General features: G+C 52.7%; 12 protein-coding genes, 1 tRNA gene and 2 pseudogenes. 5 read left to right on the top strand and 10 right to left on the bottom strand.

The features are described 5' to 3' along the window. Nucleotides 1-285: 285 nt before the first annotated feature. From J3P35_RS19160 to J3P35_RS19150, 3 genes are all read right to left on the bottom strand, one after another. Nucleotides 286-2118 carry a M61 family metallopeptidase gene (locus J3P35_RS19160; protein ID WP_210466363.1) on the bottom strand — a complete coding sequence of 611 codons (1833 nt, stop codon included), beginning with the start codon at nucleotides 2116-2118 and terminating at the stop codon, nucleotides 286-288. Nucleotides 2119-2181: 63 nt separating this feature from the next. Continuing rightward, the gene (locus tag J3P35_RS19155; RefSeq protein ID WP_210466362.1) at nucleotides 2182-2865 is read right to left on the bottom strand and encodes a class I SAM-dependent methyltransferase; all 684 of its coding nucleotides are present in this window, start codon (nucleotides 2863-2865) and stop codon (nucleotides 2182-2184) included. A 300-nt stretch (nucleotides 2866-3165) separates the two neighbouring features. Further along, on the bottom strand, nucleotides 3166-3663 hold the full coding sequence (locus J3P35_RS19150; RefSeq protein ID WP_210466361.1) for a CinA family protein: 498 nt from the start codon (nucleotides 3661-3663) through the stop codon (nucleotides 3166-3168). A gap of 170 nt (nucleotides 3664-3833) precedes the next feature. On the opposite strand from J3P35_RS19150, the gene J3P35_RS19145 reads away from it, so the two are divergent. The 3 genes from J3P35_RS19145 to J3P35_RS19135 all read left to right on the top strand — a co-directional run bounded on the left by J3P35_RS19145 (nucleotide 3834) and on the right by J3P35_RS19135 (nucleotide 5617). After that, nucleotides 3834-4553, top strand: a complete 720-nt coding sequence (locus J3P35_RS19145; RefSeq protein WP_210466360.1) for a phosphatase PAP2 family protein — start codon at nucleotides 3834-3836, stop codon at nucleotides 4551-4553. A 132-nt stretch (nucleotides 4554-4685) separates the two neighbouring features. Further along, nucleotides 4686-4767, top strand: a tRNA-Leu gene (locus tag J3P35_RS19140). A gap of 430 nt (nucleotides 4768-5197) precedes the next feature. Next, nucleotides 5198-5617 carry a hypothetical protein gene (locus J3P35_RS19135; protein ID WP_210466359.1) on the top strand — a complete coding sequence of 140 codons (420 nt, stop codon included), beginning with the start codon at nucleotides 5198-5200 and terminating at the stop codon, nucleotides 5615-5617. A 69-nt stretch (nucleotides 5618-5686) separates the two neighbouring features. Here J3P35_RS19135 and J3P35_RS19130 read toward each other — a convergent pair whose 3' ends face one another. Together J3P35_RS19130 and J3P35_RS19125 are read right to left on the bottom strand one after the other, a co-directional pair. Beyond that, complete coding sequence (locus tag J3P35_RS19130; RefSeq protein WP_210466358.1) at nucleotides 5687-6169, bottom strand: hypothetical protein; 483 nt, start codon at nucleotides 6167-6169, stop codon at nucleotides 5687-5689. Nucleotides 6170-6349: 180 nt separating this feature from the next. Beyond that, on the bottom strand, nucleotides 6350-6604 hold the full coding sequence (locus tag J3P35_RS19125; protein ID WP_210466357.1) for a hypothetical protein: 255 nt from the start codon (nucleotides 6602-6604) through the stop codon (nucleotides 6350-6352). Between the two features lie 121 nt (nucleotides 6605-6725). On the opposite strand from J3P35_RS19125, the gene J3P35_RS19120 reads away from it, so the two are divergent. Then, a complete protein-coding gene (locus tag J3P35_RS19120; protein ID WP_210466356.1) occupies nucleotides 6726-7439 on the top strand; it encodes a phosphatase PAP2 family protein in 714 nt (237 codons plus the stop codon). 154 nt (nucleotides 7440-7593) lie between these two features. Beyond that, the gene (gene fabV / locus J3P35_RS19115; protein ID WP_210466355.1) at nucleotides 7594-8784 is read left to right on the top strand and encodes an enoyl-ACP reductase FabV; all 1191 of its coding nucleotides are present in this window, start codon (nucleotides 7594-7596) and stop codon (nucleotides 8782-8784) included. Nucleotides 8785-9372: 588 nt separating this feature from the next. Here the strand turns inward: fabV and J3P35_RS19110 are convergent. The 5 genes and pseudogenes from J3P35_RS19110 to J3P35_RS22300 form a co-directional block, all read right to left on the bottom strand. Further along, nucleotides 9373-9915 carry an O-acetyl-ADP-ribose deacetylase gene (locus J3P35_RS19110; protein WP_210466354.1) on the bottom strand — a complete coding sequence of 181 codons (543 nt, stop codon included), beginning with the start codon at nucleotides 9913-9915 and terminating at the stop codon, nucleotides 9373-9375. A gap of 69 nt (nucleotides 9916-9984) precedes the next feature. Beyond that, a complete protein-coding gene (locus tag J3P35_RS19105; RefSeq protein ID WP_210466353.1) occupies nucleotides 9985-12321 on the bottom strand; it encodes a GAF domain-containing protein in 2337 nt (778 codons plus the stop codon). A gap of 287 nt (nucleotides 12322-12608) precedes the next feature. Further along, nucleotides 12609-14228: a M16 family metallopeptidase gene (locus J3P35_RS19100; protein ID WP_210466352.1), complete on the bottom strand. Its 1620-nt coding sequence runs from the start codon at nucleotides 14226-14228 to the stop codon at nucleotides 12609-12611. Further along, nucleotides 14228-14947: pseudogene (locus tag J3P35_RS22305) on the bottom strand (M16 family metallopeptidase); the annotation flags it as partial. The pseudogene J3P35_RS22305 and the gene J3P35_RS19100, both read right to left, overlap by 1 nt. A gap of 78 nt (nucleotides 14948-15025) precedes the next feature. Further along, nucleotides 15026-15586: pseudogene (locus tag J3P35_RS22300) on the bottom strand (M16 family metallopeptidase); the annotation flags it as partial. Nucleotides 15587-15642 lie beyond the last annotated feature (56 nt).

Below are 15642 nucleotides of genomic sequence, written 5' to 3'. Positions count from 1 at the left end.
CCATCCAAATTCTCTCTCCATTGTCATCCTGAAAGGATCTTGGTTGCGAACTAGGAAGGCGTTTACCCAGGCGATATTGCAGTTCGCCCACAAGATCCTTTCAGGATGACAAATAGGAGAGGTGCAGGATGACCAGCATAAGGATGGCAAAAAAAATGCCTCTCAAAAAGGGTTGCCCTTATAACGCATAAACCTCCTTTGCAGAGAATGGGAAGCTCTGCAAAGGAGGTTTAAATCATTCAAGCTATTCTCCTTAAAGGAGGTCTAAGCATTTTATGTATTATGCTACTTGCTTTTCTTAGCCAACCAAGCTTCTCTTCGGGCTTTGGCGGCTTTGGAGACAGTTTGGTTTACTTTTTCCAGCGGTACCAGGGCCAATCCAGGATCTTGCGCCAACGTAAGCGGCACCGTTTTCTTTGTACCCTGTTGTATTACCTCCAGTTGCACCTGATCACCGGGTTGGAATTTGGTCAGGAGGCTGTCAAGGGTTTTCTCCGAGGTCAGCTTCTGGCCATTCAGGGTTAAAAGGACATCGTCGCGGTCCAGGCCTACTTTGTAGAGCGGGCTGTTAGAGAAGGTGCCCTGGGCAATGGTGGCCTGGTCGTTCTGGAACTTAAGTCCTTCCCAGCCCAGCACTGCATTTTTTGAAGCCTGTAAGGCAAATCCCATTTCGCGGGCTAAGGCTTCGTAAGGGATGGTCTCCTTGCCGGAAATGTGCCGTTTAAAGAAATCCTGGGCGAAAGCCGGGTCTTTGGTCAGATCACCCAGGGCGCGCTCCAGGTCAGGCAGGGTGTAAGGTTTCTCGGGTTTGCCGTGGCGCTGCCAGAGCAGGCGCATGTAGTCATCCAGAGACAGGTTCTTGAATCTGGTGCGCAGGGTGAAGTCCAGCCCCATGGCGATGGCGTTGCCGTAGGTGTAGTAGGAGATGTAAGTGTTGGTGCGGTTGGTAGGGTCCACGGAGCGGGAAGCATCCACAAACGGCGCCTGCTGGCTCATCTCCACCGGCGAGAAATAATCTTTTCCCGGTGACACTTTTACCGCAGTTATAGGATAGGCGGCATTCTGCAGGTAGTCGGCTTGCGGGGAGACCCCGGCCCGTTCCATGAGCAAGGTACCGTAATAGCTGGTGAAGCCCTCGGCGAGCCACAGTTCACCGCTCATGTTGGCATCCGCGAAGTTGAAAGGCTCCAGGCTCTTGGGCCGGATGCGCTCCACATTCCAGGCATGGAAAAACTCATGCGACAGGGTGCTCAGGTTGGGGTTCATGCCAGCCTCCAGCGAACGGGAACTAGTGATCACCGTAGAGTTGCGGTGCTCCATGCCATCGCCCGGGGTACCGGGCAAATAACAGGCAATGAAGGTGTATTCGCCAAAGTCAAAGGTCGGTAATTCGCCGAACACTGCCTGTGCCTCGGCCACGATGCGCTTGGCCCGGTTGGTGTATTCGTCCAGTTGCTCCTGGGTGCCGTTGTGGTGCAGGCCTATCTTTATTTTCTGGGTTCGGCCTTTCTCTTGCACGGTCCACTCGCGCCACTGCAGGTTAGCCAGCTCGGTAGGGCTGTCCATGAAATACTGAAAATCTGGGGCCGAGAAGGTGAGCGGGGCGGCTTCGCGCTTGAGCTGGGTGGCGGCGGTCCAGTTCTGGCCGGCCGGCGGCGTGAACGTCACCTGTATTGGGGCTTTCTCCAGGCCGTTGGCGTACATGAAAGTGGCCGGGGCGTTCAGGTGGGCGTGGGTGGTATTTACTCCCGCGTAAGTGCCATCCGGGTGGTCAGCGAAGAGAGTGTATTTCACCGTTACGGTGCCATCGTGGTCCGATACGTTCCACTGGTGCAGGTTGGGGCGGTTCACTTGCAAGGTCCTGCCCTGCCCATCGGTGACTTGCACGTTGTACACGTTCTTGGCAAATTCATGCAGAGCATAGCGCCCCGGCGAGGAGCGGGCCATTCTCACTTCCAACATCGGCGCGGTCACGCCTTTGAAGGTTGCAATGATGGTGGCTTCGCGGTGAACCGCGTTCTCAAAGGATACCTGGTAGTTGACGCTCTGTTGCGCCATTGCGGGAGTAGCAAACGCCAGGGCCGCGGCGGCCAAGGCAGTGAAGAGTGTTTTCTTCATGGAGGAGAATGTTTCAACCCCCAAGATACACATCAATCCTAGAATCTTCCACTCAGGGCCTATTTAGTTGTCTTGGGCAGGGGAGCCTGGCTTCTGGTAAACCTGGGCGCAGATGAAGTTTTGGAAGAAGAAGGCCTGCTGCCAGGGTTTATAGCCCAGTTTTGCGAAAAGCGCCTCAAACGGCGGCAAGCCTTTGGCCGGGATGTCACTGACTGCCCTGAAGAACCGGTACATGGCCCACAGCATGGGTTTCTGCCAGAGTCTCTGGGTAGGGGAGATGCTTAACCGGAAATCGGTGTGGAGCCAGAGGCCGGCAGGGAGCAGGGCCTGGTCCAGCCGCTGCATCATGGTAAGGGCTGTCTCGGGAGGGAAAAGGTCCAGCACGAAAGGCGTGAGCACCGCCTGGAATCTCTCCTCGGGCCGAAGGTCAGCCTCGGTGCCTAGCCGGAATTCCACCTTGTCCTGAACCGATGTTTGGGGGAATCTTTTTTTGGCCTGCTGTAGCATTCTGGCAGAGGACTCAAGGAACAGCACCTGGCTGGGTTGGCTTTGGCGCAGGAGTTCGGGTAGAATCCAGCCGCTGCCACCGCCCAGAACCAGCACCCGCCCCCCCTCCGGAATCAAGGGAAGGAAATGCGCTTGCGCCTGCTTCTGCGCTTTGCCATAGACCAGCTGCGCCAGGGCATCATACACCGGCGCGATAAAGTTGAAGTCTGGAGTTGGGCTTGGCTGCATCTGGGGAAACAAGCTGAGCTGTTATAGAGCCGCTTTCCCAAAAGTAGCCCAAAAACATATATCCGCCGGTCAGGGAAATCAGAAAGGGCAGTAAACAGGCTTAGCATTTCCTTGCCTTTTGGAGCGGTAACTGGCCACTCGTTGATAAGGACGGATGTGGGATTTTTGAACTCCAACCCTGGCCAACAAAGTTGACCTGTTTTACAGCCGTGGCAATCCAATCCTGTTTCAGGCTCAGTTATCTGAAAAAACTATGAAAACAGCTTTGGCAAAAAATGGATTCTGATAGGGCGGTATGAGCCAGAGGATACCTTACACGGCATGCTGATAGTGCCGGTCAACGGTATCGCTGAGTTTGTTGAAGATAAAGTCCTGGGCCTGGTCGCGCATCTTTTGGGCATCGCCTTTGAAAACCTGGCGGTACTCTTCCACTTTTTCTTTGAAGAGGATGGAGATGAACGTGGTCCCGATGGGTTTCTCGGCGGTCTCGGATCCGCCCTGCCCGAAGAGCCCGGTCACGGCCACGCAGACATCGGCCTTCAGGAGTTTGTAGAGACCCTGCACCATCTCGTTGGTGACCTGCTGGCTCTCGGCGGTGTAGAGCTTGAGAGTTTCGTTTTTCACGCCCAGAACCTTGTTTTTGGCCTCGGCGCTGTAGGTAACCATGCTGCCCAGAAAGACATCGGTGGTGCCGGTGGCCTCACTTAGCGCCGCTGCCAGGCTGCCGCCGGTGCAGCTTTCGGCAAAAGCCAGGGAGAGATCCTTGTCTTTCAATTTCATCATGAGCTGGGTCAGTTCTTCTGGTTTCATACGGTTTCCTGTTTGGCCTATGAGGCTTGATACTGTTTTTTGGGGCGCAGGTTGCCCAAACAGCCTAGCCAAACATGGACTTGACTGGTTACGTATTTTAAGAATCTTGCCGTTTTGGGCCTTGTTTTCTGAAAACAGCCTTTAAATGGCCGTCGCCTTGACTTGAGACTATGAAAAAAAGATTTCGGAAATTTGTGGCCAGTACCGCGTTGTTCACCGTGGAGTTGGTAGTGATCTGGACGGTGTTTATTCTATGTTTGGTGGTGTTTTTCTGGCTGGCCAAAGAAGTGCTGCCGGGCCAGGAACTTAAGTTTGACAGTAAGGCCTTCGCCTGGGCCGATGAACGGGCCAACCCTAGCCTGACCGAGTTTATCAAGGGCATTACGTTTCTGGCTTCGCGCAATTTCATCTCGGGAGCCGGGCTTATGCTCATCGGGTATTTCCTGTTTGTGAAGAAACACAAATGGTACTCTGTGAAAGTGCCGGTGATTGCGGTGGGCAGTATTTCCCTGAACCTGCTGCTCAAGTACCTGTTCAACCGCCCAAGGCCGCTGGTGCCGCACCTGGTGGAGTCTTACGGACTCAGTTTCCCCAGCGGGCACGCCATGATCAGCGCCTCCTTCTACGGCCTGCTCATTTACCTGGTCTACAAAAGCGTGGAGGAGCCTGCCTGGCGCTTTCTGCTGATCACGTTGCTCTCCTTGCTGATCTTGTTTATCGGGTTTAGCCGGGTGTACCTGCATGTGCACTACGCCACCGATGTGCTGGCCGGATTGGCCGCGGGCCTGGGTTGGGTTATTCTGGCCATTTTTCTGCTGAACCGAATGGAGAAATTCTCCAAGCGCAACCTTAACCCGGTGGTGAAAGGCGAGGGGCAGGTGGTGTCCTGAAAAATAAGTGCCTGAGCGCGTGGGCGAAATGAAAAACAGGAAAAATTTTGCGCAAAAAAGTAGGCACAGCTATTGCGGATAAAGAAAAAGTAGGTAGTTTTGTGCTCCCTAAAGCAATTAAGGGACATTGATGCGCAGGTGGCGAAATTGGTAGACGCACTGTCTTCAGGCGGCAGCGCCTTCGGGTGTGGGAGTTCGAATCTCCCCCTGCGCACAAAAGAAAAGCCTTGTAACTGAAAAGTTGCAAGGCTTTTTTGTTTTGAGGTGGATGTAAAAGTATGAGCATCTTTGTGGCTCAATGCTTCTCACCAATCCTATCAACCTTGAATTTCTTATGAAGGAATTTAAAAGGTTCTGCTGATTGACGATGACGAAATCACCACGTTCCTGGATTCACAGCTAATAAACAAATGGTATAGCCTCTCACTAGCAAAGCACTGAATAGCCTTTTGGGCACTGTAAGCAGTTGAAGCCCTACCTATTTTGTTTCCACCTTCCTTCAATATTGGTGAAAGTCTTACCACCTAAAACATCTTAAAATTTCAACGATCATCATGGCCATTTCAACGGGAAAATAGAAGGGTTCAACGTGCTTTTATGCTTTTTTTGGGTTCTTTAAAATAATTTTAGGAAAAAGTACGATAATGCTTATACTCCAAAATTGGTTAATCACTATTAACTACGAACCGGCTGAGGATATAATGTTGGCCAAGCTGCCCAGTGTAGAGGAGTTTGGTGCAAATGAACTGAAGCATGCCCTGGAGATAGTTTCTGACAATGTTCTTAACTACGTTGTGAAAAATCTGATTCTGGATTCAACGAATGTTTCAGTGGAGAAGATGGAGGATAGGGATTATAGGGCTACAATAAATGACTTTCTTTTTAAACTAACCTTGACTCGCCTTGAAAGGTTTGCCAGGCTTAACAGTTCTATTCTAAACCTGGAAACCCGAGCTATATCAGCCGTAAACGAGATTTTTCAAAAAGTAGGCTCAACTATAAGTTTCAGGGTTTTCGCGGATTTGGAATCTGCAGTAGCATGGTTGAAGGCGCCGGCACAATAGACTAGTGCCTGACTAATGGCTTTCATGCGGACAATAACATCAAAAAGCCCCATATTCCTAATTCAAAATCTACTGCCTCCCCTTTTTAAAAGTTAAGATAGCCGCCAAATCAAACGCCATACCTACGGTGAAAGCCGCCGCGAAAGCCGCCCGGGTATTCCTGACTTTCTTATTGCGTTCACTGGCTTGTTGTTGGTAGACCTGGATGGCCTGGTTGTATTCATTAGTTAGCTGTTGATAGGCCGCAGGGTTGCTTTTGGCTGCTTCTGCCAAGGCATAGCTGTATTCCAGTGTGGGATCATATGGTTTCTTGTATAAGCCCGGTGCCATCATGTAGTAACCCGCGCTGACAATATTCAAGGCCAAGCCTACTAACAAAAAGCGGTCTGCTCTTTTGGTGTAAACGTACGGGTAGGTTTCCTCTGCTGAAGAAGGCAAAGACAGGTTGATGGCAGCCCCTGCTTTAGGTCTTGTGGCAAGCGCCAAAGTGGTTTGGGCCATACCCCCAAATGAAACGGTGAGGGCTAATAAAACAAGTATAATTTTTCTCATAGTCCTTTGTTTCTTCTAAGATAGCAATCCTTTGTTAAGAACTCTCTTTCAAAGCCTTGTGAATTTCTTCCTATAGCTTAGCCCCTGGTCTGGTAAATTTATGTAGCCACCTAAGGATGGTTGCCCAGGAAGACTTAGACACGCTTTAGCCTGTGCGTCTTTTTTTGGATAAGGCAACCCTCACTGTATTTGTAAATTGTTCAGGCTTATTCCGTCCAGGTAGGCGGTGAAATCCGGTTCCTCGGTGAGCGCATTGATCTGCTCATTGCGGCCGCTGAGGCGGGAGAAATAGACCTCGGCAAAGAAGTTTTTGGTCCAGTATAGCTGTATCTCATAGTTGCCCTCGGTACGACTGGCCAGGTGGCGACCGTGCGTCAACAGATAGTCGGCGCGGCCGGCGAAATCAAGGTAGAGAAAGCCTAAGAGGTACAACATACCCCATATACGCAGTAGGCGCGGGCCCCGGATTTTAGGCGGGCCCGGCTAGGAAGAAGGCTGATGGTGTATCTATCTGGGGGCTCTCTTGCGTACAAGCGGGGAAAAGATTGACTTGCCTATGCAGGAGGAAGTGGAACAGAAAGGAAAGAAAGCAGGGACGTTTCTGGCGGTGGTAACGCTGCAGATGGTGGTGGCGTGGCTGGTGTTTGTGGGCTGCGCACTGTTGTTTTTCTGGATGGCCACTGTAGTGTTCATTGAGCAGGAGAAGGCCCTGGATCAGGCGGCTTTTGCCTTCGCCGGCGATCTCAAAGATCCCGAGACCACAGATGCCATGTACTTCATCACCTTTTTCGGGTCCAAAAATTTCCTCATCTTCGGTTCACTGGGATTGGCGTTGCTTTTCCTGGTCTTTAAGAAATGGCGATTCTATTCGCTCAAGATCATTGCCATCTCGGCCACCACTACGCTGTTCAACCAGAGCATGAAAGTCTTCTTTGACCGGCCCAGGCCTTCCAGCGCCCTTTTCCACGTGAGCGGCAACAGTTTTCCCAGCGGGCACGCCATGATTGGCGGCGCGTTCTGGGGATTGCTCGTGTACCTGGTCTGGACCAATGTGCGGCAGGTCTGGCTCAAGTGGGTTCTCAGCATCTTGTTGTCCATCTGGATTCTGCTCATCGGCTTTAGCCGGGTGTACTTCAATGTGCATTATGCCTCTGATGTGCTGGCGGGTTGGGCCGCGGGCATTTTCTGGCTCATCATCGCTATTTTCCTTCTCAATAAACTGCAGCGGAGATTTGGCCGGCAGGTAGACAAAGAGATGCAGCAGAGATAACTGAAATACTCTGTTAGAGCTCGTTTTCTAAAAACTAGCCTCTAAACCCGGTAGCAAAGCGCTGATGCTGGTGTATTTTGTCAATAAAATTGACAAATTTACGCCAGCAAACGACATCCCATACGTACAGACCCGTCTGTTAAACCAGCATTATATGATTATTACGCCCAGAGTACGTGGCTTTATCTGCCTCACCGCCCATCCTAAAGGATGCGAGCAGAATGTAGTGAACCAGATCAACTATGTGAAATCCAAGGGTTCTGTGGAAGGCCCTAAAAAAGTTTTGGTCATTGGTGCCTCCACCGGTTTCGGGCTGGCGTCCAGAATCACCAGCGCCTTCGGAGCCAACGCGGCTACCATTGGGGTGTATTTTGAGAAGCCTTCGGCCGAGGGAAAACCGGGTTCACCAGGCTGGTACAACACTGCCGCCTTTGAAAAACATGCGCATGAGGCCGGCCTTTACGCCAAAAGCATCAACGGCGATGCCTTCTCTGACGAGATCAAGGAGAAAACGCTGGACCTCATCAAAACCGATCTGGGCCAGGTAGACCTGGTGATCTATAGCCTGGCCTCTCCGCGCCGCGTGCACCCCAAAACCGGCGTTACCCACAACTCCGTGCTGAAGCCTATCGGGCAGACGTTCTCCAACAAAACCGTAGATTTCCATACCGGCAACGTGTCTGAGGTGAGCATCACACCTGCTTCTGAGGAAGATATTGAAAACACCGTGGCCGTAATGGGCGGAGAAGACTGGGCTATGTGGATGGATGCCCTGAAGGCCGCTGATCTGCTGGCACCGGGTGCTACCACCGTGGCGTACTCGTACATCGGGCCGGCTCTGACCGAGGCCGTGTACCGCAAAGGCACCATCGGGCGGGCCAAAGATCACCTGGAAGCCACCGCCTTCACCATCACCGATTCTCTTAAAGACCTGAACGGAAAAGCCTTTGTGTCTGTGAACAAGGCCTTGGTGACCCAGGCCAGCTCGGCTATTCCGGTAATTCCGCTGTACATTTCCTTGCTCTACAAAGTGATGAAAGCCAAAGGCATCCACGAGGGTACCATTGAGCAGATCCAGCGCCTGTTCCAGGACAGACTTTTCACCGGGGCAGACGTGCCGGTAGACGAGAAAGGTCGTATCCGGATTGATGATTGGGAGATGCGTGATGACGTGCAGGCCGAAGTTGCCACCCTATGGGAGCAAGCCACCACTGAAACCCTTCCTGAAATTGGCGACCTCCAAGGCTACCGCACCGACTTCTTCAACCTATTCGGGTTTGAAGTAGAAGGCGTGGAGTACGGCACCGATGTAAACGAAGTAGTGGAAGTACCTGGGCTGGTATAACCTGAAAAACAGGATGAAAAAGTAAAAGCGTAAGAAGCTTTACTTATTTTTTCTAGAAAGGACCTTGTAAATGAATTGGAGCACCTCAATTATGGAGGCCTTCTGGTTTATTTTCAAGGTCCTTTCTGATTTTTAGGCTTAAAACGGGATGATTAGTCTGTGCTTAAACCCTTCCTCGGTCTGTCCCCTGATAAACCGAAAGATGTACCCAAAATCAAAATGATATTCGTCTCCATCTTACACGCTGATTCTCCCTAGAATGCACGCATTCCGTCCCCCTTTGAAGGGGGTAGGGGGATGATAAGGCCGTCTAAGAAACCAAACTGCTTTGTTACAGAGCGTAAACGTCTAATGACACCTCAACCAAGGGCAACCACAAGGGATTGCCCCTACATTTCAGCAATGCCTTGATCAGCACGAGTAGTCAACATCCCAAACTTCAAAGGAGATGGAGATTCCATTGGAACCACCAAGCCTGCAAGGCTACTAGTAACTCAAGTGGCGAAGTGACTTCTTATCGTTTTAAGCTCTTTTCTGATTTTGAGACCTCAAACGGAAGAGTAGGTATCCAACTAGTTAACTAGTTAACTAGGACTTCAGATGGGCTAACTGCTCCTCGTACAAACGCAGGTTATCGGGGTCAAAGACGACAAACATTACTTGCTTTGGCAGGTCATGTTGCCCCAGGTAAGTTTGCACGGTTTGTACCGCTACCTCGGCGGCTTTGTCTTTGGGATAACCGTAAATGCCCGTGCTGATGTTGGGGAAAGCGATGGTTTCGAGGCGGTGTTCCCGGGCCAGTTCCAAGGAGTTGCGGTAGCAGTTGGCCAGCAAGGTGGGTTCATTTTTGTGGCCTCCGTTCCAAACCGGTCCTACGGTGTGGATGACGTACTTGGCTGGTAGCCTGCCGCCCGTGGTGATCACCGCCTCGCCGGTTTTGCAGCCACCTTGACGAGCCACAATCTTCCGGCAATCTTCCAGAATAGCAGGTCCGCCCGCCCGGTGAATGGCCCCGTCTACGCCACCGCCGCCCAGCAGACTTGAATTGGCCGCATTCACAATGGCGTCTACCTTTACTTTGGTGATGTCTCCCTGCAAAAGCTGGATGCGGTGCGTTGTAGAGTCTTGCATATGGTTTTAAGGCTGTTTTTAGAAAATCGGGCTGAGAATCAACCTGCATACACTCACTCACTCACTCACTCAGCACTTGACCTCTATCCGAAGGGCTTTGAGGCCGCTGACGCCTTGCAGGTCTTCCACCTCCAGCTGTTCTACGTTTTCGGTTAAAATGCCTTTGTTCTGCAGGTATTCAATGTACTCCAGGTACTCGTTGGCTTCGCGGGCCTGGGAGTAGACAATCGCGATTTTGCCGGGTTGGGTGAGGCGTTCCTCGGTGTCGCGCACCAGGGCTTTGTCAATGCGTTTTTTCACTATCTCGTAGCGGATGTTGTAGGCGCCGTCCACGTCAAACTTGCGCTCGTCTTGCCGGAACCTGATGGCTAACGGCTGGCTGTGGATGAGAATAAGTTGGGTAGTTTCCAGGGGCACTTTCAGCTTTGGTTTGAGGGCCTGCGTACGGCGGGCCACCTCGCAGATCACCATCAATTGCCAGAGCCGCAAGTTGCGCAGGAACATGATGTCAAAAGGCAGATTTTCCACCAGTGACTGGCCCACGTAGATGTTGAACTCCACGCCATCGGTGACGAAGCGCTCAAAGTAATGCGGGTACATCTGCTGGGCATTGAGCTCTTCCTGCTCCACGTACTCAGAAATGGTCTCGTTGATGAGCGTGAGGCTTTCCTCAAAGGCTTTCCGGCGTTTGTACAGGATGCCCAGGCTGGGGTCCATGGCCTCGCGGTAGAGGTTAATGGTTTCCATCAGCTCGGGGTGGGTGACTTCCAGGAACTGGAACATGGGCTCTACCTGGGTGCGCAGGGTCTCAAAGATGGTGATGCCGTCCTGCACCAGCACGCCCGTTTTAAGCTGGCGCAGGTGCTTGGAGACGGAGAACCGCAGCTCGTCCAGAATGGGCAGCGAATGCACCTCCACGGCTTTCCTCAGCACCGCCTCGGCCAGTTCCAGGTGTTCTACCAGGTCGCCCAGGATGGCGGTGTTACGCTCGGTGCTGGAACTGCGCACATCGGCCACGGCGTAGAGCGGGTATACATCGGGGAAAATGATGGCCTCCATCTCGGGGTTGGGTGCAATGGGCGAGGCGTTGATCTTGTCCAGCAGGTTCATGGCTGCTTCCCGGAAACGCCATTCCAGCACTGGGTGAATGGCGGTGAACTTCTCCCGGATCACGGACTGCACGCGGGCCTCAATCTCTTCTGAGTTGCGGTTCACGGCTACTGAGAACAGCGGCAGAAACTGCTCCACCTTGGCAATGGAGAAATTGTCCAGGTCACCGGGGTTAGGCGAACCCAGTTCTAGAATACCAATGGGGTCATTGCCGTAGCGCAGCAGGGCCAGCACAATATTCTTTATGCCCATGGTCAGCATCTCCTCGCGTACGCCTTCTGGCAGCTGCACGGTATTTTCCACGTTCTTGATCACCAGCGGCTCCCCCTCCCGTACCAATTCGTCATAAATGGCCTTGAAACCGGCGTAGCTGGAACTGGTGATTTCACTCTGCAGCAGAAAGCTGTGGTTGATCTTGTTCCCGAAGTTGACGAACGCGCTCTTGTTTTTATGGAAGGCCGCCACGCCCAATTGCAGGTGCGGCCGTTTGAACAGCACCCTTATTTTTTCCTGCAGTTGCTCAAACCGGTCGGGGGCCAGCATCACGTCGCGCTCCAGCAAATCGTTCTTGAGCGATGACAGTACTTCCTGGTCGGTGACGTCCAGCAGGTTCATGATGTAGAAACCGCTGATCTCAAAGTTCTGGGGCGGCAACAGCTCCATCCAGATGTCCATGTCGCGGATGTTGTCCAGCATGGTTTGGATATCTTCCTCACTGAGCTCGGGCAGGGTCTGGGTTACCGTAATGTCCAGGAATTGGGTGTTCAAGACCACGTTGTAATGGCGGTAGAGCCCCAGTTGGTAGTCTGGCACGGTATAGATCAGGAACTCCTCATGCGGCACCTGCACCTGGTAGAATTTCTCCAGAATAAGCAGGTACACCATGCGTACGCGGTTAAAGAGCATGCGGTGCTCGTCTATGTTGAGTGGACGCTTGAGTTGGTTATGGTCGTTGAGGATGATCTGCTTGAAAGGCCGGGTGTAGTAGAAGCTGGCATCGTAGCGGGGACTTACCGCGCCACTGGCCTCAGACTCATGGGTGGCAGGCGGGAAAATGGCCGTCATGAGCAGGTCAATGAGGCAATGGTGCTCATCGTTCAGCGTGGTGACATCGGTGATGGGGTCTAACAGCTCCGGTACCTCCTGCAGTTGCCGGCTTATCTCCTGGGCGCTTAGCGTAAAACTGCTCTTGCAGTCATCCTGAAACTGTTTCCAATAAGTAATAATAGGCTTTAGGCTTAAACTGGCCTTGAACGGAAAAGTAGAGACACTTATCTGATAATCGTTGGATTGCATACAGGGCTTTTAACGCAAAAACAGGAGGGCAGATACATAAAAAGCCTTTCTATTAAACAGCCTGGCTTTTCAAGGGAAAACAGACACTGAATTGGGAGTGCGGGGCCCTGTCTACCGGCTTAAACCAAACCTGTAAAGGCAACGAAAACCCAAGCCCAGAAGGGTTTTGGGGCCGAAATCTTGGAAACGGACCTAAAACCGGAAAACGTACCCGGAACAGCTGAGACCTAAAAAGAAAAGCCGATGCTTGGGCACCGGCTTTCCATAAATGGGTGATAAGAGGAAGGTTATTTAAAAGTGTCGTTGGTGTTCACCACGCGCACGTTGGTCACGTTCAGTTTGAAGTTGGCGATCTGCGCGTCTTCGTCTTTCACGGCTTGCGGCAGGCCTTCTTTCACCACGTTGGAGTAACTCATAGGCGAAGGCGTGTTGTTTTTCAAGGCATCCGCTAAGGGCTGGGCTTCGCTGTCATCCGTCACGATGGTCACAAACACGTTATCGGCGGTCCAGTACTTCTTGATGGCGCGGTTCACATCGTCCACGGTGAGTTTGGCCAGCAGGGCATCCATCTCCTCAATGTAGTCTTTGCGACCGTAGAAGTGCGAGTCCAGCAAAAAGCCCAGGCGTTTCTCAGGCGTCTGGATGTAGAGCTTGTTGTAGGAACGCAGGAACTGGCGGGTGAGCTCAAAGTTCTCTTTGCTGATGCCTTCCTTCACCATCTTGTCTACCTCGCGCAGAGCCAGGCGCAGCGCGAAATGCGCGTGCCCCACGTTGATGTTGCTGAGCTCCTTATACTGGCCTTTAAGCCCCTCGGCGGTCTGCACCGGCCTGATCCAGAGCGCATGGTAGTTAGCGGTACGCGGCACCCCGGCTACCGGCAGCATGTTGCCGCCCCCGTTCTCGTACCACTCAATGTAAGAGTAATCGCCGTAGTTCATGGAGCGGGTGCTCCGGATTTTGTCATACAGCTGCCCATAGCTTTTTCGGTGCTCACCCAGGTAAGAGTTAGCTATCATCAAAGCCGCGAAATCATCTGAGGAACGGGTGATGGTCAGCGGCGAACCGGTGAAAATGGCCGAGCCCAGCGCGCTGGGTTTGCTGATGATCTCCACTTCCACCCCGTTTGGCTTGCGAGGCTGAGCCACCTGTGGCAAGGCGGCCGGCGCCGCGGAAAGGCCTTTGAGGTCATTCTTCAACTGGCGCAGGAATTCCGGCGAGTAGCTGCCGGCAATGCCAATGGTCACGTTGCCCTGCATGAAGAAATTCCGGTAGTGGTTTTTCACGTCTTCCAGGGTAATGGCCTTTACGCCGGCGCTGGTGCCCTGCGCGGTGTGCTGGTAATTGGTGCCCCTGAACATAAGGTCTTCCAGCGCTTTCTTGCTGTAGTCCTCGTCAGAAGAAGTCCTGATGACCTGGTCCACATAGTTTTGCTGGTTAGACTTCACGCGATTGAAATCAGCGGCCTCAAAGCGGGGCGTGAGCACCAAGCCTTTCAGGATAGGGTAGAACTGCGTGAGGAAATCTTTGTGCACCGCGAAGGTGAACACGGTGGCTTCTTTGTCTACCGTGGCGCCGTAGCGAGCTGCCATGGGATAGATTTTCTCCTGGATCTGCGGGTTGGTCAGTTCCTGCGTTCCGCCCGACATAATGGTGTTGGCGGTAGCGTAGGTGAGGCCCTGCTTCCCGGCCGGGTCTGTCACGGAACCGTTGCGGAACATTAGTTTCACAATCACTTTGTCAGACTCGGGCAGGGCCAGTTCCACCACCTCAATGGGTTTGATGAACTCTAGCTTTTTCTCCGTTGGGGCGGCCTGGGCCGAGGTGTCTGATGCGGAGGTCTGCGGTTGTTTCTGGCAAGCCGATAGCGATAAAGCCAGCGGCAGTATATAGGTGAGTATCTTTTTCATTATTTCACGCCTCCTTGGTCGTTAGGGGAAATGGTGGCAATGGTGAGGCCGGTGTTTACAAAGTATTTCTTGGCCACGGCCATGATGTCCTGCGGCGTTACCTGGTCATACAGCGCGTAGATGCGGTTAATGGACTCTGGGTCGCCGTTAAGCCAGATGAAACGGGCCAGCGAATTGGCAATGGCATCTGGGCTGTCCATGCCCATGGCAAAGCTATAGCGGTTGTTAGACTTGGTGTCGGCGAGTTTCTGGGCATCTACCGGTTTGGTTTTCATCTCTTCAATGGCCTTCACAATCTCGTCTTTCACGTACTGCAAATCCTCAGCCTTCACCACCGATGCCGATACGCTGATCAGGTTGGGGTCACGGGAGAAGCTGGGGCCACCGCCCACAAAGCGCACTTTCTGCTCCTGCAGCACCAGTTTCTTGTACAGCTCAGAAGTAGGCGCGAACAGAATGCTGGTCATCAGGTCCAGGGCCGGCAACTCCTTGCTTTTGTCTGAGAAAGCCGGGCCTTTGTAGCCCAGCATGAGGTACGGCGGGAAACCAGCCTGTTTTACGTGGGCAAAACGGGTTTCTTTCTGCGGGGCCTCGGTCTCAATCTTAGGCTGGTAATTGCCGCGCTTCCAGTTCCCGAAGTATTTCTGCGCCAATCGGTTCACTTCTTCCTGCTTCACGTCGCCCACCACCACAATGGTGGCGTATTCCGGACGGTAGAACCGGTTGAAGAACACCTTGGAGTACTCGTACTGGTTGGGCATGTCCACTACGTCTTTGAAGAAGCCCATGGTGGTATGCGAGTAGGTGTGTTTCTTGAAAGCCGTGCTGTACACCAGCTCATTGAGCTGCGAGTACGGGCTAGCCGAGTTCTTGGTGTACTCGCCCTTCACGGCACCGGCCTCGGTCTTGAAGTCATGTACCGAGTATTTGAGGTTCTGAAAACGGTCGCCCTCCATCTCAAACATCTTCTCCAGCATATTGGCGTTGCCGGTCATGTGGTAGACGGTACGGTCAGTAGACGTGTTGGCGTTCGCCGATGCCCCGATGGATTTCAGGACGGCCTCGTACTCCTTAGTATTGTATTTCTCGGTGCCCCGGAACATCATGTGCTCAAAGAAGTGCGCGAACCCGGTCTTGCCCGGCTCAACTTCCTCGCGCGAGCCCGCCCGCACCACAATGTAAAAGGCCGCCAGTCCCGGGCTGTTGAACGGCACCGTGACCACGTTCAGTCCGTTGGCCAGCTTCTTCTGCTGGATAGGGTACGGCAGAATCTTGTCTCCGCTTTGGCCCTGTGCCCACACCCCGGAAACCAGCGTGCAGCAAAGCACCAAAAGAGAGAACAGCTTTGTTTTGTTCATATAAAGAATAAGGTTAATTAATGGTATGGCAACTAACGGCCAAAGAAAGTGCCAAT

The sequence above is a fragment of the Rufibacter roseolus genome (assembly GCF_017916365.1).
GTDB classification, from domain to species: Bacteria; Bacteroidota; Bacteroidia; order Cytophagales; family Hymenobacteraceae; genus Nibribacter; species Nibribacter roseolus.
Note: the sequence above shows the minus strand (reverse complement) of the source record. Positions and strands in the feature narration are given on the sequence as shown.